Source organism: Streptomyces albiflavescens (assembly GCF_014645835.1).
GTDB lineage: Bacteria > Actinomycetota > Actinomycetes > Streptomycetales > Streptomycetaceae > Streptomyces > Streptomyces albiflavescens.
The window spans coordinates 616,336-639,053 of sequence record NZ_BMMM01000003.1 but is presented as its reverse complement, the minus strand read 5'-3'; the positions used below and the strand labels follow the sequence as shown (position 1 = coordinate 639,053).

General features: G+C 70.7%; 18 protein-coding genes and 1 pseudogene. 4 read left to right on the top strand and 15 right to left on the bottom strand.

Translation table 11 applies throughout. From position 1 onward, the window contains the following. Position 1 precedes the first annotated feature (1 nt). Both IEY95_RS12275 and IEY95_RS12270 read right to left on the bottom strand, forming a co-directional pair. Complete coding sequence (locus IEY95_RS12275) at positions 2–1,156, bottom strand: anhydro-N-acetylmuramic acid kinase (protein ID WP_189185974.1); 1,155 nt, start codon at positions 1,154–1,156, stop codon at positions 2–4. Between the two features lie 4 nt (positions 1,157–1,160). After that, the gene (locus tag IEY95_RS12270; protein ID WP_189185973.1) at positions 1,161–2,447 is read right to left on the bottom strand and encodes an MFS transporter; all 1,287 of its coding nucleotides are present in this window, start codon (positions 2,445–2,447) and stop codon (positions 1,161–1,163) included. 260 nt (positions 2,448–2,707) lie between these two features. Between IEY95_RS12270 and IEY95_RS12265 the strand changes: the two genes are divergently transcribed. Continuing rightward, a complete protein-coding gene (locus IEY95_RS12265) occupies positions 2,708–5,377 on the top strand; it encodes an ATP-binding protein (protein WP_189185972.1) in 2,670 nt (889 codons plus the stop codon). Positions 5,378–5,733: 356 nt separating this feature from the next. On the opposite strand, the gene IEY95_RS12260 is transcribed toward IEY95_RS12265, so the two are convergent. The 8 genes from IEY95_RS12260 to IEY95_RS12225 form a co-directional block, all read right to left on the bottom strand. Next, entirely contained in the window at positions 5,734–6,528 is a 795-nt protein-coding gene (locus IEY95_RS12260) for an SDR family NAD(P)-dependent oxidoreductase (protein ID WP_189185971.1), read from the bottom strand. Between the two features lie 64 nt (positions 6,529–6,592). Then, entirely contained in the window at positions 6,593–7,720 is a 1,128-nt protein-coding gene (pcaDC, locus tag IEY95_RS12255; protein ID WP_189185970.1) for a bifunctional 3-oxoadipate enol-lactonase/4-carboxymuconolactone decarboxylase PcaDC, read from the bottom strand. Next, a complete protein-coding gene (pcaB, locus tag IEY95_RS12250; protein WP_189185969.1) occupies positions 7,717–9,048 on the bottom strand; it encodes a 3-carboxy-cis,cis-muconate cycloisomerase in 1,332 nt (443 codons plus the stop codon). The genes pcaDC and pcaB overlap by 4 nt, the downstream gene beginning before the upstream one ends. Further along, complete coding sequence (gene pcaG / locus IEY95_RS12245; protein WP_189185968.1) at positions 9,045–9,608, bottom strand: protocatechuate 3,4-dioxygenase subunit alpha; 564 nt, start codon at positions 9,606–9,608, stop codon at positions 9,045–9,047. The genes pcaB and pcaG overlap by 4 nt, the downstream gene beginning before the upstream one ends. 2 nt (positions 9,609–9,610) lie before the next feature. After that, on the bottom strand, positions 9,611–10,381 hold the full coding sequence (gene pcaH, locus IEY95_RS12240) for a protocatechuate 3,4-dioxygenase subunit beta (protein WP_189185967.1): 771 nt from the start codon (positions 10,379–10,381) through the stop codon (positions 9,611–9,613). Between the two features lie 10 nt (positions 10,382–10,391). Further along, positions 10,392–11,594, bottom strand: a complete 1,203-nt coding sequence (locus IEY95_RS12235) for a thiolase family protein (RefSeq protein ID WP_189185966.1) — start codon at positions 11,592–11,594, stop codon at positions 10,392–10,394. Continuing rightward, positions 11,591–12,235 carry a CoA transferase subunit B gene (locus tag IEY95_RS12230; RefSeq protein ID WP_189185965.1) on the bottom strand — a complete coding sequence of 215 codons (645 nt, stop codon included), beginning with the start codon at positions 12,233–12,235 and terminating at the stop codon, positions 11,591–11,593. Before IEY95_RS12230 ends, IEY95_RS12235 begins: the two co-directional genes overlap by 4 nt. Continuing rightward, positions 12,235–13,017, bottom strand: a complete 783-nt coding sequence (locus tag IEY95_RS12225; RefSeq protein WP_189185964.1) for a CoA transferase subunit A — start codon at positions 13,015–13,017, stop codon at positions 12,235–12,237. Before IEY95_RS12225 ends, IEY95_RS12230 begins: the two co-directional genes overlap by 1 nt. Positions 13,018–13,232: 215 nt before the next feature. On the opposite strand from IEY95_RS12225, the gene IEY95_RS12220 reads away from it, so the two are divergent. Continuing rightward, entirely contained in the window at positions 13,233–13,700 is a 468-nt protein-coding gene (locus IEY95_RS12220; RefSeq protein WP_189185963.1) for a MarR family winged helix-turn-helix transcriptional regulator, read from the top strand. 43 nt (positions 13,701–13,743) lie between these two features. On the opposite strand, the gene IEY95_RS12215 is transcribed toward IEY95_RS12220, so the two are convergent. Both IEY95_RS12215 and IEY95_RS12210 read right to left on the bottom strand, forming a co-directional pair. Next, positions 13,744–14,733, bottom strand: coding sequence for a DUF3048 domain-containing protein (locus tag IEY95_RS12215; RefSeq protein ID WP_189185962.1), 990 nt, complete (start codon positions 14,731–14,733; stop codon positions 13,744–13,746). 166 nt (positions 14,734–14,899) lie between these two features. Beyond that, positions 14,900–15,970: an ATP-dependent DNA ligase gene (locus IEY95_RS12210; RefSeq protein WP_189185961.1), complete on the bottom strand. Its 1,071-nt coding sequence runs from the start codon at positions 15,968–15,970 to the stop codon at positions 14,900–14,902. Between the two features lie 612 nt (positions 15,971–16,582). Here IEY95_RS12210 and IEY95_RS12205 point away from each other — a divergent pair. Both IEY95_RS12205 and IEY95_RS50150 read left to right on the top strand, forming a co-directional pair. Further along, positions 16,583–17,796 (top strand): annotated as a pseudogene (locus IEY95_RS12205) (IS110 family RNA-guided transposase). Between the two features lie 329 nt (positions 17,797–18,125). Next, on the top strand, positions 18,126–18,593 hold the full coding sequence (locus IEY95_RS50150) for a hypothetical protein (RefSeq protein ID WP_268240449.1): 468 nt from the start codon (positions 18,126–18,128) through the stop codon (positions 18,591–18,593). Positions 18,594–18,816: 223 nt separating this feature from the next. Here the strand turns inward: IEY95_RS50150 and IEY95_RS12195 are convergent, their stop codons facing one another. From IEY95_RS12195 to IEY95_RS12185, 3 genes are all read right to left on the bottom strand, one after another. Further along, the gene (locus IEY95_RS12195) at positions 18,817–20,454 is read right to left on the bottom strand and encodes an FAD-binding oxidoreductase (protein WP_189185960.1); all 1,638 of its coding nucleotides are present in this window, start codon (positions 20,452–20,454) and stop codon (positions 18,817–18,819) included. Between the two features lie 199 nt (positions 20,455–20,653). Further along, on the bottom strand, positions 20,654–21,685 hold the full coding sequence (locus tag IEY95_RS12190; RefSeq protein WP_189185959.1) for an NAD-dependent epimerase/dehydratase family protein: 1,032 nt from the start codon (positions 21,683–21,685) through the stop codon (positions 20,654–20,656). Beyond that, complete coding sequence (locus IEY95_RS12185) at positions 21,676–22,716, bottom strand: ScbA/BarX family gamma-butyrolactone biosynthesis protein (protein ID WP_189185958.1); 1,041 nt, start codon at positions 22,714–22,716, stop codon at positions 21,676–21,678. Before IEY95_RS12185 ends, IEY95_RS12190 begins: the two co-directional genes overlap by 10 nt. Between the last annotated feature and the right edge of the window lie 2 nt (positions 22,717–22,718).

Genomic DNA, 22,718 nt, shown 5'->3' with positions numbered 1-22,718 from the left:
GTCACTTCACCATCAGCCGTACGGGCGTCCGGTCCGCCCGCGGCGGCAGCCGCAGCCCGTTCCTTCCCGGGGTGATCGATCCGAGCACGCTGGGGTGCCGGGCCCCGGTGCTCGCCGGATCGGTGCCCGCGAGTCCGTGCAGCGTCAGAAAGCCCAGCACGGCGAAGGCGTACGCCTCCTTGGCGTTCGACGGCAGCCCCAACTCGTCGGAGGTGCGCAGCAGCACGTCGGGGAGTTCCTCGCTCAGCATCGCCATGAGTACGGGATTGCGGGTGCCGCCGCCGGAGGCGATCACCTCCGTGGCCCGCACCGCGCGCACGGCGTCCGCGACCGTCCGTGCGGTGAGCCGGGTGAGGGTCGCGATGACGTCCTCGGCGGTGAGCGTCCCGAAACCCGTCAACGCGTCCCGCAGATAGCCGAGATGAAACAGCTCCTTGCCCGTGGTCTTGGGCGCGGGCAGCGCGTAGTACGGCTCGGCGAGCAGGCGCAGGAGCAGCGGCTCGTGGACGGTGCCGCGGGCGGCGAGGGCGCCGTCCACGTCGTAGTCGAGGCGTCCTCCGCTCAGCCCGCGTACCGCCGCGTCGACGAGCGCGCATGCGGGCCCGGTGTCGAAGGCGGTGCCGTCCGGCGCGGTGAGGTTGGCGATGCCGCCGAGGTTCAGCGCCACCGGTGTCCCGGGCCGGCCGCGCAGCCACAGCAGGTCGACCAGGCTCACCAGCGGCGCGCCCTGGCCGCCCGCGGCGATGTCACGCGGGCGGAAGTCGGCGACCACCGGCAGCCCGGTCGCCTCGGCGATCCAGGCGGGCTGCCCGAGCTGGAGGGTTCCGTGCACCTGCCCGTCCGCCGCCCAGTGGTAGACGGTCTGCCCGTGCGAGGCGACCAACTCACCTTCCCCGCCGCACAGTTCCCGGTCGGCCCGGACGGCTGTCGCCGCGAAGGCCTGCCCGATGAGGGTGTCCAGGCGGCACACCTCGGCCAGGCTGGTGGGGGCCGGAGGCAGCGCCGCCGCGAGCGCCTCGCGCAGTCCGTCCTCGTACGCCTCGCTGACGAGCCCGAGCGGCCGCAGTACGAGGCTGTCCCCGTCGAGGGTCAGCTCGGCGGCCGCCGCGTCGATCGCGTCGTACGACGTACCGGACATCAGGCCGATCACCCGCACCCGCTCACCTCTCTTCGCCTGGACGGAGCGTGGCGAGCGCGAGCGCGCTCACCGCGCAGGTCGCCGCAGCGTAGTACGCGGGGATGTCCACGCTGCCCGTCCGTTTGATCGTCTCCGTGATGATGAGCCCCGCGCAGCCCGAGAACACCGCATTGGACAGTGCGTAGGCGAGTCCCAGGCCGGTGTAGCGCACGCTCGTCGGGAACATCTCGGAGAGCATCGCGGGACCGGGCCCCGCCATCAGCCCGACGACGGCACCCGCCAGGAAGACGGCGACACCCTTCACTCCGTTCGAAGTCCCGGTGTTGTGAAGGAGGTTGAGCAGCGGGATCGCCAGCACGGTGACCAGGACGGCCCCCGTGAGCATGACCGGGCGCCGCCCGATCCGGTCGCTGAGCCATCCCGCCGGGACGATCGTGGCCGCGAAGCCGAGGTTGGTGAGGACCGTGGCGAGCAGTGCCTGCTGGAAGGTCGCGTTCAGAGTGCTCTGCAGGTACGAGGGGAGCACGACCAGGAAGGTGTAACCGGCCGCCGCCCAGCCCATGACGCGCCCGGCGCCGAGCGCGATCGCCCTGGCCACCTCACGGCCGGGCGGGCGCTCCCCTTGCCGTTCCCGCTCGAAGGACGGCGTCTCGTCCAGTCTCAGCCGCAGCCACAGCGCACCGAGGCCGAGCGGCAGCGTCAACAGGAAGGGCAGGCGCCAGCCCCAGTCCTCCAGCTCGCCGGCGCCGAGCACCGTGGCCAGCAGCGCCGCGACGCCCGCGCCGGCAAGGAGCCCGAGCGCGACGGTGAAGGATTGCCACGACCCGTACAGTCCACGTCTGCCCGGCGGCGCGAACTCCGTCATCACCGAGACCGCGCCCCCGAACTCTCCGCCCGCGGACAGTCCTTGGAGCACGCGGAGGAAGGTGAGCAGCCACGGGGCGAGGGCCCCGACCGTGGCGTAGGTGGGCAGCATGCCGATCAGGGTCGTCGCGGCCGTCATCAGGGCGATCACCAGGATGAGAACCGGGCGCCGCCCGATGCGGTCGCCGAGCCTTCCGAACAGCGCGGCGCCAACGGGCCGGAAGAAGAACGCCAGTGCGAAGGACGCGTATGTCTTCACCAGGGCCTCGACCTCGCTGCCGCCCTCCGGTGTGAAGAAGCGCGCCGCGATGATCGTCGCGAAATAGCCGTAGACCCCGAACTCGTACCACTCGATGAAGTTGCCCACGGAGCCCGCGAACAGGGCTCTGCGGGAGTGCTCGGACCGGGCGGCGCGCAGGTCCGAGTCGTGCGCGGGGGCGCTCATGCCGGTTCCTCCCGGGGTGTGCCGGGGCCGTGAGGAGTCGGCCTCCGACGGAGACTGATGTTGGAAAATTTGCTTCAGTTCGGGGGTTGTTGACTGTCAATAACTTTCACACGGGCTGGTCGACGCCCCGCCGCGTCGCCTCAGGGACATCACTGTCACTCCTCTCGGCAACACGTGCCCGGTCCCCCCTCCACTGCGGCTTCCCGGCGGCTAGGCTCGTTACCAGTACGTCGATGTGGCGATCCTGGGGAGGTAGCGGGATGACGGAGGTACGGCCCGGAGTGGTCGCCTCGGCTTCCCTGTGGGAGCGCGATGAGGAAGTTGCCACACTCGAAGAGGCGATCGCCGCGCTGCGCGCGGACTCCGCCTCCTCGGGAAGCCTGCTGGTGTTCAGCGGCGAGGCCGGCCTCGGCAAGACCGCGCTCCTCGCCGAGGCGCGCCGGATCGCGGAGAGCAGCGGCTGTGCGGTGTGGTCGGCACGCGGCGGCGAGACCGTCACGTCCGTTCCCTTCAATGTCGTACGGCAGTTGCTGCAGCCGGCCCTCGTCTCGCTGATGCCGGAGGAGGCGCGTGAGTACCTGGGCGACTGGTACGACATCGCAGGACCCGCCCTCGGCATCACGGAGCCGGGCGACCGTCAGCCCGACCCGCAGGGTGTGTGCGACGGTCTGGTCGCGGCGGTGCGGCGGCTCGCCAAGCGCGAATGGCCGCTCGTGCTGCTCATCGATGACGCCCACTGGGCCGACCAGGAGACGTTGCGCTGGCTCGCCGCGTTCGCCGAGCGGCTCGATGACCTGTCCGTCCTCGTCGTGGTCGCCCGCCGCCCCGGCGGGGTCAGCGGCGAGAGCGCCCGGCTGCTCGACGTGGTCGCCGCCGCGGCCCGACCGGTCGCCACGTTGAGCGCGCTGACCCCGGCTGCGGCCGAAGGGCTGACCCGCGCCACGCTCGGGGAGCACGCCGACGCGCCGTTCTGCCGCGAAGTGTGGGCGGTCACCGGCGGCAATCCGTACGAGACGGTCGAACTGCTCGCCAAGGTGCAGGACAGCGAGATGGAGCCGGCCGAGGGGTCGGCCGCCGAACTGCGCGACCTGAACCGCTCGGCCCGCGGCCGCGGACTCGTCGCCCGCCTCGAGGGACTCGGCATCGACGCCACGCGGTTCGCCTGGGCGGCCGCGATCCTCGGCACCGGGATATCCCTCGACCTCGCCGCCCAACTCGCCGGCATGCAGAGCAATGAGGCCCTGCGCTGCGCCGAACTCCTCAGCGCCGCCCGCATCCTGACCAGGGCCGCGCCGACGAACGGTCAAGTGGAGGAAGATCAGCTGGAGTTCGTGCACCCGCTCATCGCGACCGCGGTCTACCGCTCGATCCCGGACGCCCTGCGCACCGCGATGCACGGCCAGGCGGCCTGGGCGGTCACCGAGTCCGGGCGCGGCGCGGCCGCGGCGTCCCGCCATCTCCTCGAAGTCCACCCGGACGACGACCCCGAACTCGTCGAGCAGATGCGCGAGGCCGCCCGGGAACACCTCGCCGTCGGCGCGCCCGACGCGGCCAGGCGCTGTCTGGAGCGCGCGCTGGCCGAGCCCCCGCTTCCCGACGTCCACGCCCGTGTGCTCTACGAACTGGGCTGCGCCACCCTCCTGACCGCGCCCTCCACGACCATCGGCCATCTGCGCGCCGCGCTCGAAAGGCCCGGCCTCGAGGACACCATGCGCGTGGACGCCGTCTTCCGGCTCTCCCAGGCGCTGCTCCACAACAACCAGCTGGACGAGGCCGTCCGCACGGTCGACGAGGAGGTCGCCCGGCTCGAACCGGGCCCCGCCCGGATGCGGCTGCAGGCGGTGCACTACATGTGGGAGGGCATCCACGCGGGCGAGGAGCGCGCCTCGGGACACTCCCTCGGTCTCGCCGAACTCGTCAGGACCTGCACCGGGCGGGACAACTCCGAGCGCGCGCTGCTCATACTGCGCGGCTTCGACGCGATGACGCGTGGCGAGAACGCCGAAGAGGTCGTGGAACTCTGTGACCGCGCCCTCGTCAACGGCCGCCTCGCACCCGGACTCGGCTGGACCGACACCGAGTGGGGCGTCGAACTGCTCCTGATGCTCGGCAGCGCGTATGCCTACGCCGACCGGCTGGACCGGGCCGAAAGCCTGTTCAGCGAGGCCCTGCACGCCTATGTGAAGGCCGGCTGGAGCGGCGGCCACCTCTCCCTGGCCAACGCCTACCTCGGCCTCGCGCACCGCCGACGGGGCCGCCTCGTCGACGCGCAGCACTACCAGCGGGAATCGCTCCGTCTCGCCGAACGGGTCGGCCGAGGGCTGCCCCTCTACTGGTCCGCGACCTGCGGACTCATCGACACGCTGCTCGCCCGCGGCCACGTCCAGGAGGCGTCGGAGATCGCCGAACGCTACGGTTTCGCGCCTCCGTACCCGTCCACGATCGTGCTCCCGGACACCCGCTCCGTACGCGGTCGTCTGCTGCTCGCCGCCGGCCGAGCCAAGGACGGCATCAACGAACTCGAGGCAGCCGAGAAGGCCGCCACCGCTCGCGGTCACCACAACCCGGTGCTCGCACCCTGGGCGGTCGACCTCGCCCGGGCCCTCGCCGCCGAGGACCCGGCGCGTGCCGCCACCCTGGCCGCCGACGCCCGCCGCCAGGCCGAGCGTTTCGGCACCGACACGGCCATCGGCGAGGCGCTCCGCTGCGCCGCGGCCCTCGAATCGGGTCAGCGCGCGGTACGACTGGCGGCCCAGGCGGTCACCTACCTGGAAGCCTCGCCCTGCCAGTACGAACACGCGGCGGCCCGCGTCGAGTACGGCATCGCCGCCCGCTCGGTGGCGGAGCTCAACAAGGGACTGACGCTGGCGCGTTCGTGTGGATCGGACGGGCTGGTGGCGAAGGCGAAGGAGGCGCTGGCGGGCCTCTAGGCCCTGTCGTCAAATTCCCGTCTGCCCCGCGACGCCATGCACGCACTCTCGCCGCACCGGGCACAGACCCAAGTACATCCAGTACGAGGGCCTGTGCCCGGCACGCCGAGAGCACGCACCTGACGCCGCAGGGCCCGCCCTCCGGGCGGACGACGGGAATTTGACGACAGGACCTAGCCCGGCGGCACAATCTCCGTCCGGCAGCCGGGCCTCGGGCTCCCAGGTCCGGCAGCCGGGTCTCAGGCGTCGGAGTCCGGTAGCTGGGCCTCGGGCTCCCAGGTCCGGCAGCCGGGTCTCAGGCGTCGGAGTCCGGTAGCCGGGTCTCAGGCGCCGGAGTCCCGCAGCCAGGTCTCAGGTCAGGTACCGAGCAGCTGATCCGTGGTCGCCTCCAGCCGCTTCCACACCTCGCGGTCGTACGCCTGCGCGTGCGCCCGCGAGGGGCTCGTACCGTCGAAGTACCCGCCGGTGCCCAACTCCCGTGTGGCCAGGGCCAGTACACCCGCCGCACCGTCGGCGACGGTGGACCAGGGGACCACCCCGGCCTCCCGGACCATCGCCGTGTCCATGTAGGTCGCGGGGTGCAGGACGTTCACCGAGACGCCGCTGCCCGCCGCTGCCTCGCTCAGCGCGAACGTGTGCGCCGCCAGCGCGAACTTGCTGCGGCAGTACGCCGATACGCCGCTGTAGCCCCGGGTGAGTTCCGGGTCGTCGAAGTCCAGCGGCTCCTGGCCGACCGAGCCGACGTTGACGACGCGCGACGGGGCACTCGCGCGGAGCGTGGGCAGCAGTGCGCGGGTGAGGGCGACCGGCGCGAGATAGTTCACCGCGAGCCGCAGCTCGTGACCGTCGGCGCTCACCTCGCGGCCCGTACCGCGCGGGCCGGCGCCGACCCCCGCATTGTTGATCAGTACGTCGAGACGAGGGTGCGCGGCGGCGACCTCCTCGCCCAGGCGCCGCACCTGCGCGAGCGAGGCCAGATCGGCGACGTACCCGAAGGCTTCGCCACCCTCCGCCCGCAGCTCCGTGACGAGCGCCTCGGTCCGCTCGCGGTCGCGCCCGTGGGCGAGGACGACGTATCCGGAGCGGACCAGCTCGAAGGCGACGTACCGGCCGAGCCCGGAGGTGGCACCGGTGATCAGAACAGTGGACATGCCTCCACCCTAGGCACCATCTGGAGGCATGCACGAGGTGCCGTTGAAGCTACGACCAGCAGGGTCACCCTTCGGTCTTGTCTTCTTCCGCCAGCACTCGTTGCGCCACCGCGAACGCCGAGTTCGCCGCCGGAACACCGCAGTACACGGCCGTCTGCAGGAGCACCGCGCCGATCTCCTCGGGCGTGAGACCGACCCGCCGCGCCGCGCGGACGTGCATGGCCAGCTCGTCGTAGTGGCCGTGCGCCACCAGCGCGGTCAGCGTGATCACGCTGCGCTCACGGCGCGCCAGCGTCGGATCCGTCCAGATCTCGCCCCACGCATAGCGTGAGATGAAGTCCTGGAAACGGGCGGTGAAGGGCGTCTGCCGGGCCTGTGCGCGGTCCACGTGCTCATCCCCGAGGACCTGACGGCGCACCTCCATGCCCCGCAGCGCATACCCGTCGAAGTGCCCGCGCAGCGCGGCGAGCACAGCCTCCGGGCGCTCCGCGGGCGCCAGATGCGAGGCGCCCGCGATCTCGGTGAGCGAGGCGCCGGGCACCGCGTCCGCGATCTCCCGCAGATGCGCGGGCGGTGTCGCCGGATCCTCGCGGCCCGCGATGAGCAGGGTCGGCGCGCCGATGGACGACAGCCGCTCCCGGATGTCGAAGGCGGCGAGCGCGTCACAGCAGGCGGCGTACGCCTCGGGATCCGCGGTGCGATGGTCCTCCACCAGCCCGGGCACGGTGAAGCCGGGCGTGAACCAGCGGGCGTTCGCGGTGTCGGCGAGCGCGGCGAGGCCCTCGCGGCGCACGGTCTCCGCGCGCTCCTCCCACGGCTTGGAGCCGTTGAAGTGGGCGGACGAGCAGATGACGGCGAGGCTCTCCAGACGCTCCGGGTGGTGCACGGCCAGCTGCAGACCGACCGCGCCACCGAGCGAGACACCCGCGTACGCGAACCGGTCGATGCCGAGCGAGTCGGCGAGGGCGAGCACCAGCCGGGCGAGGTCGGCGACGGTCGCGCCGGGCCCGATCAGGTCCGCGGCCGAACCACCGTGACCCGGCAGATCCCAGCGGATCACGCGGTGGGTGACGGACAACTCGGGCGCGACCTTGTCCCACAGGGCGGTCGATGTGCCGAGCGAGGGCCCGAGGAGCAGGGGAGGAGCGGTGGTGGGACCCTCGTCGTGGTGGTTGAGCAGTGTGTCGGTCAACGTCGCTCCAGAGCACGGTCGGTGAGGGCTCCCGCGGAGCCCATGTAGCGGGTGGGGTCGGTGAGGTCCGCGAGGTCGAGGTCCTTGAGCTCCGGCTCTCCGCCGAGCACGTCCGCGAGGGGCCGGTTCTCGGCGACGGCGCGCTGCGCGGCCCGCGTCAGCAGCTCCTTTGCGCGGGCCCGCCCGAGCACGGGAGCGAGCTCGACGGCCAGCCGCTCGGAGACGATCAATCCGTGGGTGAGACCTAGGTGTTCACGCATGCGGTCCGCGTTCACCCGGAGCCCCTCCGCCAGTTCGGCGGCATCGCGCGCCGCCCCGCCGACCAGTCGGAGCAGGTCCCGCAGGGGCTCCCACTCGGCGTGCCAGGCCCCGGCCGGACGCTCGTCCTCGGCCGCCATCGCCCCGTAGAGCGTGGCCGCGAGCTGCGGCGCCCGGCGGGCCGCGGCGGCGACGAGGGTGGCCCGCACGGGGTTGGCCTTGTGCGGCATCGCGGACGATCCGCCGCCGGAGCCCTCGGCGACCTCGGCGATCTCGGTGCGGGCGAGGGTGAGCACGTCGACGGCGGTCTTGCCCAGGGCTCCGGCGGTGAACGCCAGCGCTCCGGCCAGGTCGGCGATCGGCGTCCGGAGGGTGTGCCAGGGCAGCACGGGCTCGGCGAGGCCGAGTTCTCGCGCGTACGCCGCCACAAGGGCCCGACCGTCCTGTGCACCGAACGCGGTGAAGGCGGCCAACGTCCCTGCGGCGCCGCCCAGTTGGGCGGGAAGCCGGACGCCCGCGAGGCGGTCCCGCGCGTCCAGCACCAGCGATCGCCACCCCGCCGCCTTCAGCCCGAAGGTGGTCGGCACGGCGTGCTGGGTCAGGGTCCGGCCGGGCATCGCCGTGTCGCGATGGTCCGCGGCGAGCCGGGCCAGCGCCTGCTCCGCGCGGCTGAGGTCCCCCAGGACGAGGTCCAGTGTGCGCGCGGCGACCAGCATGGTCGCCGAGTCCATGATGTCCTGGCTCGTCGCGCCACGGTGGACGTACGGGCCGAACTCCGCGCCGACCGCCGTCGTCAGGTCCGCGACCAGGGGGATGACCGGATTGCCGCCATTTCGCGCGCGCGACGCGATCCCCGCGACATCGAAGCCCGAGACGTCGGCCGCCCCGTCCACTGCGGCAGCAGCCCCCGCAGGGGCCAGCCCCAGTGATGCCTGGGCGCGGGTCAGCGCGGCCTCCGCGTCGAGCAGCGCCCGCAGATACGCGGTGTCGCTCGTCGCGGACGCGGCCGGGCAGACCGCCCACCCGGGGGCGAGCAGCGCGTGGGAATCGACAGGGTCGACAGCTGTCACTGGAACTCCAGGAAGACCGTTTCGCCTTCGCCCTGAAGGCGGATGTCGAAACGGTATGTGCGGTTCTCCCCTTCGGCCGCGATCAGCGTGGCGCGCCGGTCGGCCGGGAGCGAGTCGAGCAGCGGGTCGGCGCCTTCGGCGAGGTACGCGCGGGTGAAGAGATGGTGCGTCAGACCGCGCGCGAAGACACAGACACTGATGTACGGCAGTCCGGCGTTCCCCGGCGGCAGCGTGCGCAGCGCGTAATGTCCGTCGGTATCCGTGGGGACCCGCCCGAAGCCCGTGAAGTCGATGCCGTTGCGACCCAGGAAACCGCCCGTCGACGGGTCGCGGCGCATCGAGCCGGGAGCGCCCTTCAGGGAGCCGTCGGGCGCCGCCTGCCAGAAGTCCAGCAGGGCGTCGGGGATCGGCGTGCCCGCGCCGTCGAACACGTACCCGTGCAGGGTGATGCCGTCCGGGTGGCCCTGGGGCGCGACATCGCCGCCGCCGGGAAAGGGGAGCGCATGACCGTAGAAGGGGCCGATGGTGTGGGACGGGGTGGGGAGCAACTGCTCGGTCATGTTCAACGGCCTTCTTCGATCCAGGTGGCGGAGGGACCGTCGAGGACGATGTCCCACTCGTATCCCATCGAGAACTCGGGCTGGGAGAGGTCGTGGTTGTAGGCGGCGATCAGCCGGTTGCGGGCCGCCTCGTCCGTCACGGACCGCAGGATCGGGTCGTACGGGAACAGCGGGTCGCTCGGGAAGTACATCTGCGTCACGAGCCGCTGGGTGAACGCCCTGCCGAAGACCGAGAAGTGGATGTGTGCGGGCCGCCACGCGTTGGTGTGGTTGCCCCACGGGTACGGGCCCGGCTTGATGGTGGTGAACGTGTACCGGCCCTGATCATCCGTCAGGGTGCGCCCCACCCCAGTGAAGTTGGGGTCGAGCGGCGCCGGGTGCTGCTCGCGCAGATGGGCGTAGCGGCCGGCGGCGTTGGCCTGCCAGATCTCGACGAGCTGGCCGCGTACGGGACGGCCGTCGCGGTCGAGCAGGCGGCCCGAGACGGTCATGCGCTCGCCGATCGGCTCGCCACGGTGCTGGAGCGTCAGATCGTTGTCGATCTCGGTGATGTCGGTGACGCCGAAGACCGGACCCGACAGCTCGACCGTCTCGGGGTCGCCGCCGCTCACGGCGACCAGCGGCTGCTTGGGGTGGCGCAGGACGGAGCTGCGGTACGGGGCGTAGTCGCGCGAGGGGCGGTGCTGGACCGGGGCGCCGCCGGCGACTGCCTTGTCGTACGCGTCCTGGACATCCTTGATCTCGATGTCGATGTCCGACTGAGTGAGGGCCATGGTCGACTTCCTATCGTTCGAGGACGAGGGCGAGGCCCTGGCCCACGCCGATGCAGAGGGTGGCGACACCGACTCCGGTGCCTTTGCGGGCGAGTTGGTGGGCGACGGTGCCGGCGAGCCGGGCGCCGGACGCGCCGAGGGGATGGCCGAGGGCGATGGCGCCGCCCTGCGGGTTGAGGATCTGGGGGTCGAACTCGGGCCATTCGGCCAGGCAGCCGAGGACCTGGGCGGCGAAGGCCTCGTTCAGCTCCAGCGTCGACAGGTCATCGAAGTCTTTGCCCGCTTTGGTGAGGGCGCGGTTGACGGCTTCGACGGGGGCGAGTCCGAAGTAGTGCGGGTCGATCGCGGACACGCCGGTCGCGCTGATGCGGGCGAGGGGCTCGCGGCCGATGGCTTTGAGGCCTTCCTCGTCGGTCAGGAGCAGGGCGGCCGCGCCGTCGTTCAGGGGTGAGGCGTTGCCCGCCGTCACCGTGCCGTGCTCGGTGCGGAAGGAGGGCTTGAGCCTCGCCATGGCCTCCAGGGACGCCTCGGTGCGGACGCACTCGTCGGCACCGAAGAGGACCGGGTCGCCCTTGCGCTGCGGAAGGGACACGGGGGCGATCTCGCCGTCGAACAGGCCCTCCGCCTGGGCGGCGGCGGCCTTGCGGTGGGAGGCGAGGGCGAACGCGTCCTGCATCTCACGTGTGATCTTGTGCTTGTCGGCGATGAGTTCGGCCGACTCGCCCAGCGGGATGGTCCACTGCGGGTCCATCCTCGGGTTGACCATGCGCCAGCCCAGCGTGGTGGAGTACAGCTCGGCGTGGGCGGCCGGGAACGGCCGCTCGCTCTTGGGCAGCACGTAGGGGGCGCGGGTCATCGACTCCACCCCGCCCGCCAGGGCGATGGAGGCGTCCCCGCAGGCGATCGCGCGAGCGGCCTGGATGACGGCCTCCAGACCGGAGGCGCACAGCCGGTTGACCGTCACGCCCGGCACCGAGGTGGGCAGACCGGCCAGCAGCGCCGCCATCCGGGCGACGTTGCGGTTCTCCTCGCCCGCGCCGTTGGCGTTGCCGACGTACACGTCCTCGATCCGGGACGGGTCCAAATCCGGGATACGGGCCAGGAGTTCACGGATCGCGTGGGCGGCGAGGTCGTCCGGGCGGACGGCGGCCAGCGACCCGTTGTACTTGCCGATGGGCGTGCGGACCGCATCGACGATGTAGACGTCCTTCATGAGGCCTCCTCGGCAATGCGGATCTTCGCGGCGGTCTTCGCCACGATCTCCTCGACGCTGACGCCCGGCGCGGTCTCCACCAGAACCAGCCCGTCTTCGGTGACGTCGAGGACGCCGAGGTCGGTGATGATCCGGTTCACACACGCCTTGCCCGTGAGCGGCAGCGCGCACTCGGTGAGGATCTTCGCCGAGCCGTCCTTGGCGGTGTGTGTCATCACGACGATGACTGTGCGGGCGCCGTGGACCAGGTCCATCGCGCCGCCGATCCCGGTGATCATCTTGCCGGGGATCGCCCAGTTGGCGAGGTCACCGCTCGCGGACACCTGCATCGCACCCAGCACCGCGACATCGATGTGCCCGCCGCGGATCATCGAGAACGACAGCGCCGAGTCGAAGTACGAAGCCCCCGGCAGGACCGTGACGGTCTCCTTGCCGGCGTTGATGAGATCGGGGTCGACCTGGTCCTCGGTCGGGTAGGGGCCGGTGCCGAGGATGCCGTTCTCGGACTCCAGGATCACCTCGACGCCCGCGGGGAGGTAGTTGGGGATCAGCGTCGGCAGGCCGATGCCGAGGTTCACATACTGGCCGTCCTCCAGCTCGCGCGCGGCGCGGGCGGCCATCTCCTGCCTGCTCCAGGCCATTACTCGCTCACCGTTCCATCCGCAGCGGGCGCGGAAACCGTCCGCTGCTCGATCATCTTGGCGCTCGCCTGCTCCGGGGTGAGCGCGACGACGTGCTGCACGAAGATCCCCGGCAGATGCACCGCGTCCGGGTCGATCTCACCCGGCTCCACCAGCTCCTCCACCTCCGCGATCGTCACCCGGCCGGCCATCGCGGCCAGTGGGTTGAAGTTCCGGGTGGACTTGTTGAAGACCAGGTTGCCGTGCCGGTCGCCCTTGGCGGCCCGTACGAGGGCGAAGTCGGTGCGGATGCCGTGCTCCAGCACGTACTCCGTGCCGTCGAACTCGCGCACCTCCTTCGGCGGGGAGGCCAGCGCCACCCCGCCGGAGCCGTCATAACGCCACGGCAGCCCGCCGTCCGCGACCTGCGTGCCGACCCCGGCCGGGGTGTAGAAGGCGGGGATCCCCGCACCGCCCGCACGCAACCGCTCCGCCAGCGTGCCCTGCGGGATCATCTCCACCTCCAGCTCACCGGCCAGATACTGCCGCGCGAACTCCTTGTTCGCCCCGATGTACGACCCCGTCACCCGGGCGATCCGCCCCGCCGCCAGCAGCACCGCGAGGCCCGACTCCATCGCCCCGCAGTTGTTGGAGACCACACCCAGCCCCGACACCCCACGCTCGTACAGCGCCTCGATCAGCACATTCGGCACACCACTCAGACCGAACCCACCCACCGCGAGCGTCGCACCGTCCGGCACATCAGCCACCGCCTCCACAGCCGTGGCCACCACCTTGTCCATCCGTGAAGCCCCCTCCTCTCCCGAGCGTCCAACGCTTCAATTAATCAGCACACTGATTATTTCTTCAAGGTTTCACACACGCTGCCATCCGATCCCTAGCCCGTCAAGACTCTCAATAAGTGTGCAGGTGGGAGTCTCGGCCTACGGCGAGACAGGTCACGCGGTGTCCAGGTATTGTTCAGTACACCAACGAATCGTTGAGTTGAGGAGCACATATGGCCGCGGTGGACCTCTCCACCCACCCCGGGCACCTGGCCCGGCGACTGCAGCAGGCCCACTACCTGCTGTGGAACACCATGGTCTCCGAGGAGATCACCTCCCCGCAGTTCGCGGTTCTCAACGCGTTGGTCGCGGAGCCGGGCCTGGATCAGCGAACAGTCGGGGAGCGGGTGGGGCTCGACCGGTCCACCATCGCCGAGGTCATCAGCCGGCTCAGCCGTCGGGGTCTGCTCGACAAAGTGCGCGACCCGCAGGACGGCCGCCGCTTCCTGCTGCGCCTCACGGACGAGGGGATGCGCACGCACCGCAAGCTGACCGTCCGCACCGCGCGGATGAACCAGGTCTTCCTGGCCCCGCTCTCCGCCGAGGAACAGGCCATGTTCTTCGACCTCATCCAGCGGGTCTCGGACGCCGCGGAGGGGCTCCGCAATCCGGTGGAGCCCTTGGCCTCCTCGAAGGCGTAGGACCCTTCCGGGGAAGGTCACGCCTTCGCGCTTCTGGGGACGGTCACGCCTTCGCGAAGACCACCCACACCTGGCCCTGCGCGAAGTTCATCGGCGCACCGCCCGTCGTCGTGAACTCCGTGCCGTCCGTCGCGCTGGGGCGCGCCCAGTTCGCGTCGAAGACGCGGCCGTCGCGCAGCACCTTCGCCTTCCCCGAGCCCACTGTCTCCGTGTACGGAGTGTTGTTGCCCAGGACGTCGTGGAACTGCGACGCGCGCACCTTCACGTACTGCACCACGACCGTGGCCGGAGCCACTGTCTTGCCGTCGGTCGTCACGGTGGGCGTTCCGTCCATGTTCACCAGCCAGCGCTGCCGGCTGTCGGACCAGGTGAAGGTGAAGCGGGCCGCCGGGAAGCGCACGGTGCGTGAGGTCTCCGGGCTGCCGCCCGCGGGCGCCTCGCCGAAGTGGAACCCGGTGGTGGCCGCGGCGCTGCCCGGCGCGGATCCCACCAGCCGCTGCGGACGCAGATAGAGATTGTGCGGCGCGGGTTTGTCCGTACCACGGTAGTAGGCGCCGGAGACACTTTCCGGCGGCTGTGCGTGCAGCGGGGCCTTGTCGATCAGCGGCAGCAACTTGTGCTGCGCGCCCGAGAAGGCGAGCGTCGGCTCGTCGAACTGGCGCAACAGCTCCAGGTCCGACTCGCGGGCACTGCGCACGGGCCCGACGACCTTCGGGAGCCGACTCGCGTAGACCGCCATCAGCCGGCTGAGACCGCCCTCGACCTGCTCCGCGTAGACGACGTCGGCCGCGTCCAGGCCCGTCTGCGGGCGGGCCGCGGGCACATTGTCGATCTTCACGGCGAGCACCGAACCGCTCTTCGCCGTGCCGTCGTTGCCTTCGGTGGGCCCCTGTGTCCGGCTACGTCCGTCGTCGGTCGCGCCGCCGCCCGCGCCGCCCCCCGCGGTGCAGCCCGTCAACAAGGAGCCCGTCACCGCGGCGGCCAGCAGCGCCGCCGTCATCGCGCCGCGCCGCATCCGCGCCAGCTGTCGCATACCCACCGTGCGCCCCCGTCCTGTGCCATTGATTGTGCGCTTATAGGCTCATCGGTGGCCATAGCCGTTCGATTCTGATTACGCGCGTCGTTGAGCCGATCAGCGGGGCGGGCCTCCGCACATGAACCCCGAGGCCTGAGGTGAAAAGCGGGGCGCCCGGCGGCGGTCAGTCCTGCGGTCCGAAGATCTCCGCGAGGTCGTACCCCACCGGTTCCTCCAACTGGCCGTACGTGCAGCTCTCGGCCGTGCGGTCGGGGCGCCAGCGGCGGAAGCGAGCCGTGTGGCGGAACCGCACGCCGTTCTCCATGTGGTCGTACGCCACCTCGGCCACCCGCTCGGGTCGCACCGGCACCCAGGAGAGGTCCTTCTTCGACGACCATCTGCTGGGCGCGCCCGGCAACCGCGCCGTCTCGTGCGCCGCCTCGTCCGCCCAGGCCGCCCACGGGTGTTGCTCGACATCCTCCATCCGCAGCGGCTCCAGCTCTTCCACCAGCTCCGCGCGCCGCTTCATCGGGAACGCGGCGCTCACGCCCACGTGCTGGAGGGTGCCCCCGTCGTCGTACAGACCCAGCAGCAGCGAGCCGACGATCGGCCCGCTCTTGTGGAAGCGGTAACCGGCGACGACGACGTCCGCCGTCCGCTCGTGCTTGATCTTGAACATGGCGCGCTCGTCCTGCAGGTAGGGCTGCGTGAGCGGTTTGGCGATCACCCCGTCGAGGCCGGCGCCCTCGTACTGCTCGAACCACCGCTGCGCCACCTCGCGGTCCGTGGTCGCCGGCGCCACATGGACGGGCGCCGTCACTCCGGACAGCGCCATCACCAGCAGCGCGCGCCGGTCGCCCAGCGGGACGTCGAGCAGCGACTCGTCGGCGAGCGCCAGCAGATCGAAGGCCACGAAGGAGGCGGGAGTCTTCTCGGCCAGCATCCGCACCCGCGAGTCCGCCGGGTGGATCCGCTCCGTGAGCGCGTCGAAGTCGAGCCGTCCTTCCCGCGCGATCACGATCTCGCCGTCCATCACGCAACGCTCAGGCAACCGCTCCCGCAGCGCTTCGACGAGCTCGGGAAAGTATCTGGTCAGCGGTTTCCCGGTGCGACTGCCGATCTCGACCTCGGCACCGTCGCGGAACACGATCGCCCGGAAGCCGTCCCACTTCGCCTCGTAATGCATGTCAGGCGGGATCCTGGCCACGGACTTGGCGAGCATCGGCTTCACGGGTGGCATCACCGGGAGGTCCATGCTCCGACTCTACGAGTCGTCCATGGTGTCCGCCCGCTGCACGTTCCGGCTGCGTGGGTCCGGGTTTCCTGGGCCTTTGCCGCTGTTCCACGGCCAGGCTGTGAGATTTTCGGCTCCAGGCCTTCGGTGCGGACGTTGAAGCCGCCAAAGCGGAAACGACAGCAGCAGGAGAACTCGCCGCCCGCACCGACGAGGAACTCGCCCAAGCGGCGGAGCCGACTGCCACAGGCCAGCCTGATGTAGCACAGATCCGACGCGAAGCTGTCGAATCGGTCATGACCAGTGCCGCCCAATGGGGTTGGGCTATGGCACAGATGGGATTCAAGAACCCTCCCAGCCCGGCCATCCAGTGGAACGCTGACGGGCAACCCGAGATCGCATTCGGTTCTGCAGCACTCGACTCGGCCCGACAGGCAGCCATCCAACGCCGGTTGATGAGGCTCTGGCTGGAGCATGGGACTCCGGCAGCACGGTCAGGGGCCCTCCATGCCGCCCGAAGCGTGAACCAGACTGGCCTCATGGAGTCGCTCAACATGGGGCCTGCGTGGAGTGGGACCGATCTCCGGGGCCGGGGCGGGCCACTGGTTGTGACTCCGGGGAGGGGAAAGCCCGGTGACCAGCAACAACTTCACCTCGATCGATGTGTTCTGCGCGTTGGACGTAGGCAAGTCCACCCACCACGGCACGGCTTTGCTGGCCGACGGCCGTACGACCTTCGACAAGCCGCTACCCAACGGCGAGCCCCAGCTGCGGGAGCTGTTCGCCCGCCTCAAGCGCAAGGGGAAGGTCCTGGTCGTGGTCGACCAGCCGGCCTCCATCGGCACCCTGGCGGTGACCGTCGCCCGCGCTTGTGGATGCGAAGTCGCCTATCTCCCGGGCCTGTCGATGCGCCGGCTGGCCGATCTGCACCCCGGCACCGGCAAGACCGACGCCCGCGATGCCTACGTCATCGCCGACGCCGCCCGCACCATGCCCCACCTGCTGCACTCCATCGACCCCGACGAGAGCGTGCGGGCCGAACTGAACCATGATCCTTGGCCACGACGACGACCTCGCCCAGGACGCCACCCGCACCTCCAACCGGCTGCGCGGACTGCTCACCTCCATCCACCCCGCCCTCGAACGCGTCCTCGGGCCCCGCCTGCGGCACCCGGCCGTCCTGGCCCTGCTGCAGACCTTCGGCTCCCCGGCCCAGCTGGCCCAGGCCGGCACCGAGCAGATCACGCAGGTCATGCTCCAGGCCGCCCCGCGGATGCGCAGTGCCCGCACCCTGGCCGACCACATCACCAACGCCCTGGCCGAGCAGACCGTGCAGGTCCCCGGCACGGCCTCGGCAGGGGAAATCATCTCCGGTCTGGCCGAAGCCCTCTCGGTCCTCCTCAAGCGCCGGGACATCCTGGAGACCCGGGTCGCCGCACTGCTGGAGGCCCACCCTCTCGCGAAGGTCCTGACCTCCATGCCCGGGGTCGCGGTCAGGACCGGCGCCCGCATCCTGGCCGAGGTCGGCGACGCCAGCGCGTTCCCCACCGCCGCCCACCTGGCCTCCTACGCGGGACTGACCCCCACCACCCGTCGATCGGGAACCTCCATCCGGGGCGAAGGACCGCCCCGAGGCGGCAACAAGATGCTCAAAACGGGCCCTGTTCCTGGCCTCGTTCGCCTCACTGAGCAGCCCCGAATCCCGGGCCTACTACGACAGGAAACGCGCGGAAAAGAAGCGCCACAACGCCGCCCTCATCTGCCTCACCCGCCGCCGCGTCGACGTCCTGCACGCCATGCTCAAGCACCGCACCCTTTACCAACCAGGGCACGAACAAACAGCCTGACCAAACCCACAGACCTTGACCGAACAGATAGAAGCACCCCCCAGGCTGTACTCGAGGCGCGTCAGTGTAGGGGCGTGGTCAGTCGAGTCAGTCCAGAATCCCGAGTTCGCTGTCGGGCCGCAGTGAGAACAGACGTCGACTCCTCCTGCGATGGCACGGACAGCCTCCTCGCGCGGGAGTCCGTCCCCAGTCGGCTGCTCGGTCGCCAGCACTGCGTCGACATCGTTCTCGCGCATCCGTGCGAGGTCTCCAACTTGTGTGCTGTGCCGATGAGATGGGGCTTGGGGCTGCTGCTCGGTGACCGCCCGTAAAGGGCTAGGGTGGGCGGCATGTCCGCCCCTGAACTGATCCGCATCGTCTCCCGCGACTCGCCCATGGCGCTTGCTCAGGTCGAGCGCGTGCGCAGCGAACTCGCCGCGCTCCGCCCGCACATCCGCACCGAGGTCGTGCCGGTCAAGACGACCGGCGACAAGTGGATGGGAGACCTGGCCCAGGTCGAGGGCAAGGGTGCGTTCACCAAGGAAGTCGACGCTGCCCTCCTCGCCGGCCAGGCGGACCTGGCGGTGTACTGCGTCAAGGACGTCCCCGCAACGGGCCGTCCCAAAGGGATCGAGGCAGTAAGCGGAGCCCGTGACTGCGGCCGCGGCGGTGACGCCACCCGCATGAGCACCCGGTGGACTGGACTGTTGGAGGCCGGCGCCTTCACCGACGGCCACGGTCAGCGCACCACAGCCGTCCTTGCGGTGCTGCGGGACGGCAAGGAGGACTCGGAGCGCGCAGTCATTGCTACTGCATGAAGTCGGAGGAGACGGCTTCCTGGACGCCCGACGTCGTGATGCCGGCCCGAGGTGCCGGGCCGGCGCAGGTTGTCCAGGAAGAGGTCGGTGTGGCCGTCGTGGTCGGAGTCGCGCGGCCGCAGGCGGTCGCCGACACCGTCCTGGTCGACGTGGAAGCGGGCCGTGTGGTCCCTGCGCCGGCAGGTCACGGTCGGCCGAGAGGCGGACGTCATCGGGCGGTGGATCAGGCCGGAAGCCTTATCGACTGCGAGTGCCGGAAGAAATCGGTGGGATCCCAGCGGGCCTTCACCTGTTGCAGGCGCGCGTAGTTCGCCTTCCAGTACAGCGTGTGCCAGGGAACGCCGGAGGTGTTCCACGCGGGGTCGGTGATGTCGGAATCCGGGTCGTTGATGTAGCAGCCGTCGGTGACGTCGCCGGGCACCGGATATCCGCCGGTTGCCGCGAACGTCTGGCTGTAGATGTCGCGCAGCCAGCCGATATGGGTCCCGTCCTCGCGCGGGTCGACCCAGAAATTCTCGTACAGCGCGATGAAGGCGGAATCGCGGTGCGCGAACGCGTTTGCGTCGATAGCTACCTCATTGGGCCGGCCGCCACCGCCGTTGAGGGATATCGCCGCATTGGGATTGGTGTAGTCCGTGCGCGTCATGTTTCGGTGCATGACCGCGATCTGGTCGTCGGTGAAACTCCGCCGCATCCAGGCCGTCTTGACGGCACTGCGCAGGGTGTGGTCGTACAGCAAGGCCGGGCTACTGGTGCCGACGAGCTTGGTGGAGGCCAGCCACGGCACCCGCCGGGAGGGGAACGAGGTGGAGATGCCGGTGTCGCGGGTGAGGGCGGCCGCGTAGTCGGCGAGCAGCCGGTCGGCATCCGGGTCGGTTGCGTCGACCTGGGTGAACAGGGCGACGCCGCCGGCCGGACCCTGGCGCATCAGCAGGTAGCCGGAGAGGGAGATGAAGGGTGAGGACACTGAGCCGTTGTCCACGTGCCAGTCGGCGAAGTTGTGGACCAGTCGGCCGAAGGTCTGGAGATCCAGCTGGTTCCAGGGGACGTTGAGCAGGCTGACCAGCACCTCCTTGGGCGGCCGGGGGAGTTGCAGGGCCGGATCGGTGCCGGTGGATCCGGCCGCGCGGAACCAGTAGCGGGTGATGATGCCGAAGCTGCCGCCTCCACCGCCCGCGGTGGCCCACCACAGATCGTGGTGCGGATCGGACAGCTCGCGTGAGGCAATCACGCGTCGTACGGTGCCGGAGTGGTCCACGACCACCATCTCCACGGCCTCGATGTGGTCGGCGACCAGCCCGAATCTTCGGGTCAGCAATCCGAAGCCGCCGCCGCTGGCATGCCCGCCGACGCCGACGGTCAGGCAGGCGCCGCCGGGGATCGTCACGCCCCAGCCCTTGTACAGGGCCTCGTAGATCTGGCCCAGTTGGGCTCCGGCCTGCACCGAGAAGGCCCGGCGTGGGGCGTCGTACGCCACCTCGTTCATCCCGGAGGTGTCGATGATGACGTCCACGTCCCGATGGCTCACGAAATCCGCGTAGCAGTGCCCGCCGCTGCGGATGGAAACCCGCTTTCCGGCGCGCACGGCGTCCTGTACCGCCGACACCACCTGTTCCGTTGAACCGACCAACTGGATGGAGTCAGGTGCGGCCTCCCATCGTTTGTTGACGCCGACGGACAATTCGGCGTACCGGGCGTCACCTGGGCGCACGGTCACCGGGCCGAACACCGGGTCGCATACGCCCACGGCGTCCGCGGGTTCCGTTGCCGCGGCTTTCTGTGAGAGGAGGGACGGGGCGACCTTCGCCGCGGCCACGGCCGTGGCCGCGGTCAGAAGGTTTCGTCTGCCGATTTCGGGCATTGCTGTATCTCCCCTGGACTTCCTGGGACTTCCGCAAAGGGAATGCGAGGAACGGGAACGTGGTGAACGAGAATGAGATGAACGGGAATGCGAGGAAGAGTATCCAGCCGACCCGGGGAAATTTCACGGGTGGCGCTGCCACCGGGCTGGGGGAAGGGCGGGCGCCGCCGGGTTGAGGGCTCCCGGCGGCACCCGCCGCTCACAGGTGCTGGTAGGCGCGGTGCCAGTCCGCCTGGTCGTGCAGGGTGCGGTGCAGCGGGCGGAAGGTGACGCCCAGTTCACTGACGGCACGCGAGGAGCTCACGCGCCGGCGGTTGCCCTCCAGAAGGGCGCGTACGCCCTCCCGCGTTGCGGGAGGAGTACGGCCCCTGAGGCGTGCAGTGGCCTCGAGGACGGCGGCGACGGCGAGCGCGAGATGGGCCGGGACCTCGCGCGGGGGCGCCACCCCCGCGGCGCGGGCGGCGAGCCGGCACACCTCCGGCAGCGTCACCCAGGTCCCGGCGACGATGTAACGCCGAGCGTGTTCGCCCGCCACGGCGGCGCGTACGCACGCGTCGGCGACGTCGCGGGCGTCCACGACATGGTTGCCGGCCCGGGGTACCGCGCGCAGCTCCCCTCGTGCCACGGAGGTGAACAGCCGCCCGGCGGACGTGGGCCCGGCGTCTCCCGGGCCCCACATCCACCCCGGCAGCACCATGGGCACCCGCACCCCGTGCCGGGCATCGAAGGAGCGTACGACCTCCTCGGAGCTCAGCTTGCTGGCGTAGTAGCCGTTCTCCCGGGTCCGGCGGCCTTCCGGGGTGTCCTCGTCGGAGGGCCGCCCGTCGGGGCGGGTTCCCAGCGTGCCGATGGAGCTGGTGTGCACCACCACCGGCACCCCGGCGTCGGCTGCCGCCCGTAGCAGTTCGCCCACCGCGTCCACGTTCGTCGCGGTCAGCAACGCGTCGTCGCGGCCGCCGGGGGCGTAGTACTCCCGGAAGTACGCCGCGGTGTGGATCACCGCGTCGTGTCCTGGGAGCACGCGGGCGATGCTTCGTACGTCGAGCACGTCACCCTGCCATAAGTCCAGCCGCTTGTGGTCCGGGAGCAGGGAGCGGGCCGGTTCAGGGTTTCGGACCACAGCGGTCACCTCGCTGCCCAGGTCGAGCAGGCGCCGTACGGTGTTGCTCCCGAGCAGACCGGTCGCGCCGGTGACGACGACCCGCCGGGGTCGATGGGTGGTCAGGTCCACTGGACCACGTCCAGCCGGATCGACGTCGTCACCGCCCCGTCCTGCTGCACGTCGACGGCGACCGGGACGGCGAGGGTGTGCAGCCCCTCGTGGCGGCGGAAGGCGTCCACCCTCGCGCGCAGTTCGGTCACCTGGTCCAGCTCCGTGTAGTCGGTGAAGTCGGTGGTCAGGGACGCGATGGTGAGGGTCTCCGGAGACAGCCCGTGCAACCGTGCGACGGAGGCGATGCCCAGCTGGCGGGCCGCCTCCATCTGCAGATGACCGGGCACATGGTCCAGTGGGTGGTCGAACATGTGCGGATGGCTCGGATCCATCACCAGCTGGGCCGAGACGTTGTCTGGTCCGGCCAGGACGGGCTCGGTGATGACCACGTTGCGGGCCTCGCGGCGGCCCACCGAGGACGGCGCGGCAGCGTTGAACCGCGGCAGCGTGTGGTCCGCGGCGGCCGCCCGTCGCTTGGCCCGCAGGGCCTGGTACGCGCGCTGGGACACGATCAGCAACGCACCGTCCCCGGCCAGCCCGACCTCTCCGTCGAGCGAGACGTCACCGGTGAACGTGAATCCCTGGACGCGCCCTGCCTTGTTGCGACGGGGGTGCACGGTCATCGACACCAGCACATGGGCCGGCGTGGCGCCGATCCGCAGCTGGGTCAGGCCCACCGTACGCAGGTTGAGGGCTCTGAAGATGAATGCCGAGCCGAGCTCCACGCCCAGGTGACGGTGGGCCACCAGGACGCCCGCCTGCCGTACCACCTCCACCAGCAGGGTGAAGTCGTACAGCGGCGCGTTCTCGCCGATCAGGTGGCCGCGCGGCAACTGCGCGGCCACGACGAACGTGTTCTCGCCGGTCGAGGCGGAGTCGGTGACGAACACCTCGGCGACGGAGGTGCGGTGGACCAGGGTGCGGGAGACCGTCGCGTCGTAACGCAGCGTCGCACCGGCCGTGGCCGCGGCGGTGGCCACGGCCTCGGTCGTGAGCGGCGCTTCCCCCGGCGCGCTGATCCCGGTGGGTCGTGCTTCGGGTATGGACATGA

Bases quoted from the DNA above. Each gene is read 5' to 3' on its own strand.
- IEY95_RS12270 (WP_189185973.1), bottom strand. From the start codon at position 2,447: ATGAGCGCCCCCGCGCACGACTCGGACCTGCGCGCCGCCCGGTCCGAG.
- IEY95_RS12265 (WP_189185972.1), top strand. From the start codon at position 2,708: ATGACGGAGGTACGGCCCGGAGTGGTCGCCTCGGCTTCCCTGTGGGAG.
- IEY95_RS12260 (WP_189185971.1), bottom strand. From the start codon at position 6,528: ATGTCCACTGTTCTGATCACCGGTGCCACCTCCGGGCTCGGCCGGTAC.
- pcaG (WP_189185968.1), bottom strand. From the start codon at position 9,608: ATGACCGAGCAGTTGCTCCCCACCCCGTCCCACACCATCGGCCCCTTC.
- pcaH (WP_189185967.1), bottom strand. From the start codon at position 10,381: ATGGCCCTCACTCAGTCGGACATCGACATCGAGATCAAGGATGTCCAG.
- IEY95_RS12235 (WP_189185966.1), bottom strand. From the start codon at position 11,594: ATGAAGGACGTCTACATCGTCGATGCGGTCCGCACGCCCATCGGCAAG.
- IEY95_RS12230 (WP_189185965.1), bottom strand. From the start codon at position 12,235: ATGGCCTGGAGCAGGCAGGAGATGGCCGCCCGCGCCGCGCGCGAGCTG.
- IEY95_RS12225 (WP_189185964.1), bottom strand. From the start codon at position 13,017: ATGGACAAGGTGGTGGCCACGGCTGTGGAGGCGGTGGCTGATGTGCCG.
- IEY95_RS12220 (WP_189185963.1), top strand. From the start codon at position 13,233: ATGGCCGCGGTGGACCTCTCCACCCACCCCGGGCACCTGGCCCGGCGA.
- IEY95_RS12215 (WP_189185962.1), bottom strand. From the start codon at position 14,733: ATGCGACAGCTGGCGCGGATGCGGCGCGGCGCGATGACGGCGGCGCTG.
- IEY95_RS12210 (WP_189185961.1), bottom strand. From the start codon at position 15,970: ATGGACCTCCCGGTGATGCCACCCGTGAAGCCGATGCTCGCCAAGTCC.
- IEY95_RS50150 (WP_268240449.1), top strand. From the start codon at position 18,126: ATGTCCGCCCCTGAACTGATCCGCATCGTCTCCCGCGACTCGCCCATG.
- IEY95_RS12195 (WP_189185960.1), bottom strand. From the start codon at position 20,454: ATGCCCGAAATCGGCAGACGAAACCTTCTGACCGCGGCCACGGCCGTG.
- IEY95_RS12185 (WP_189185958.1), bottom strand. From the start codon at position 22,716: ATGTCCATACCCGAAGCACGACCCACCGGGATCAGCGCGCCGGGGGAA.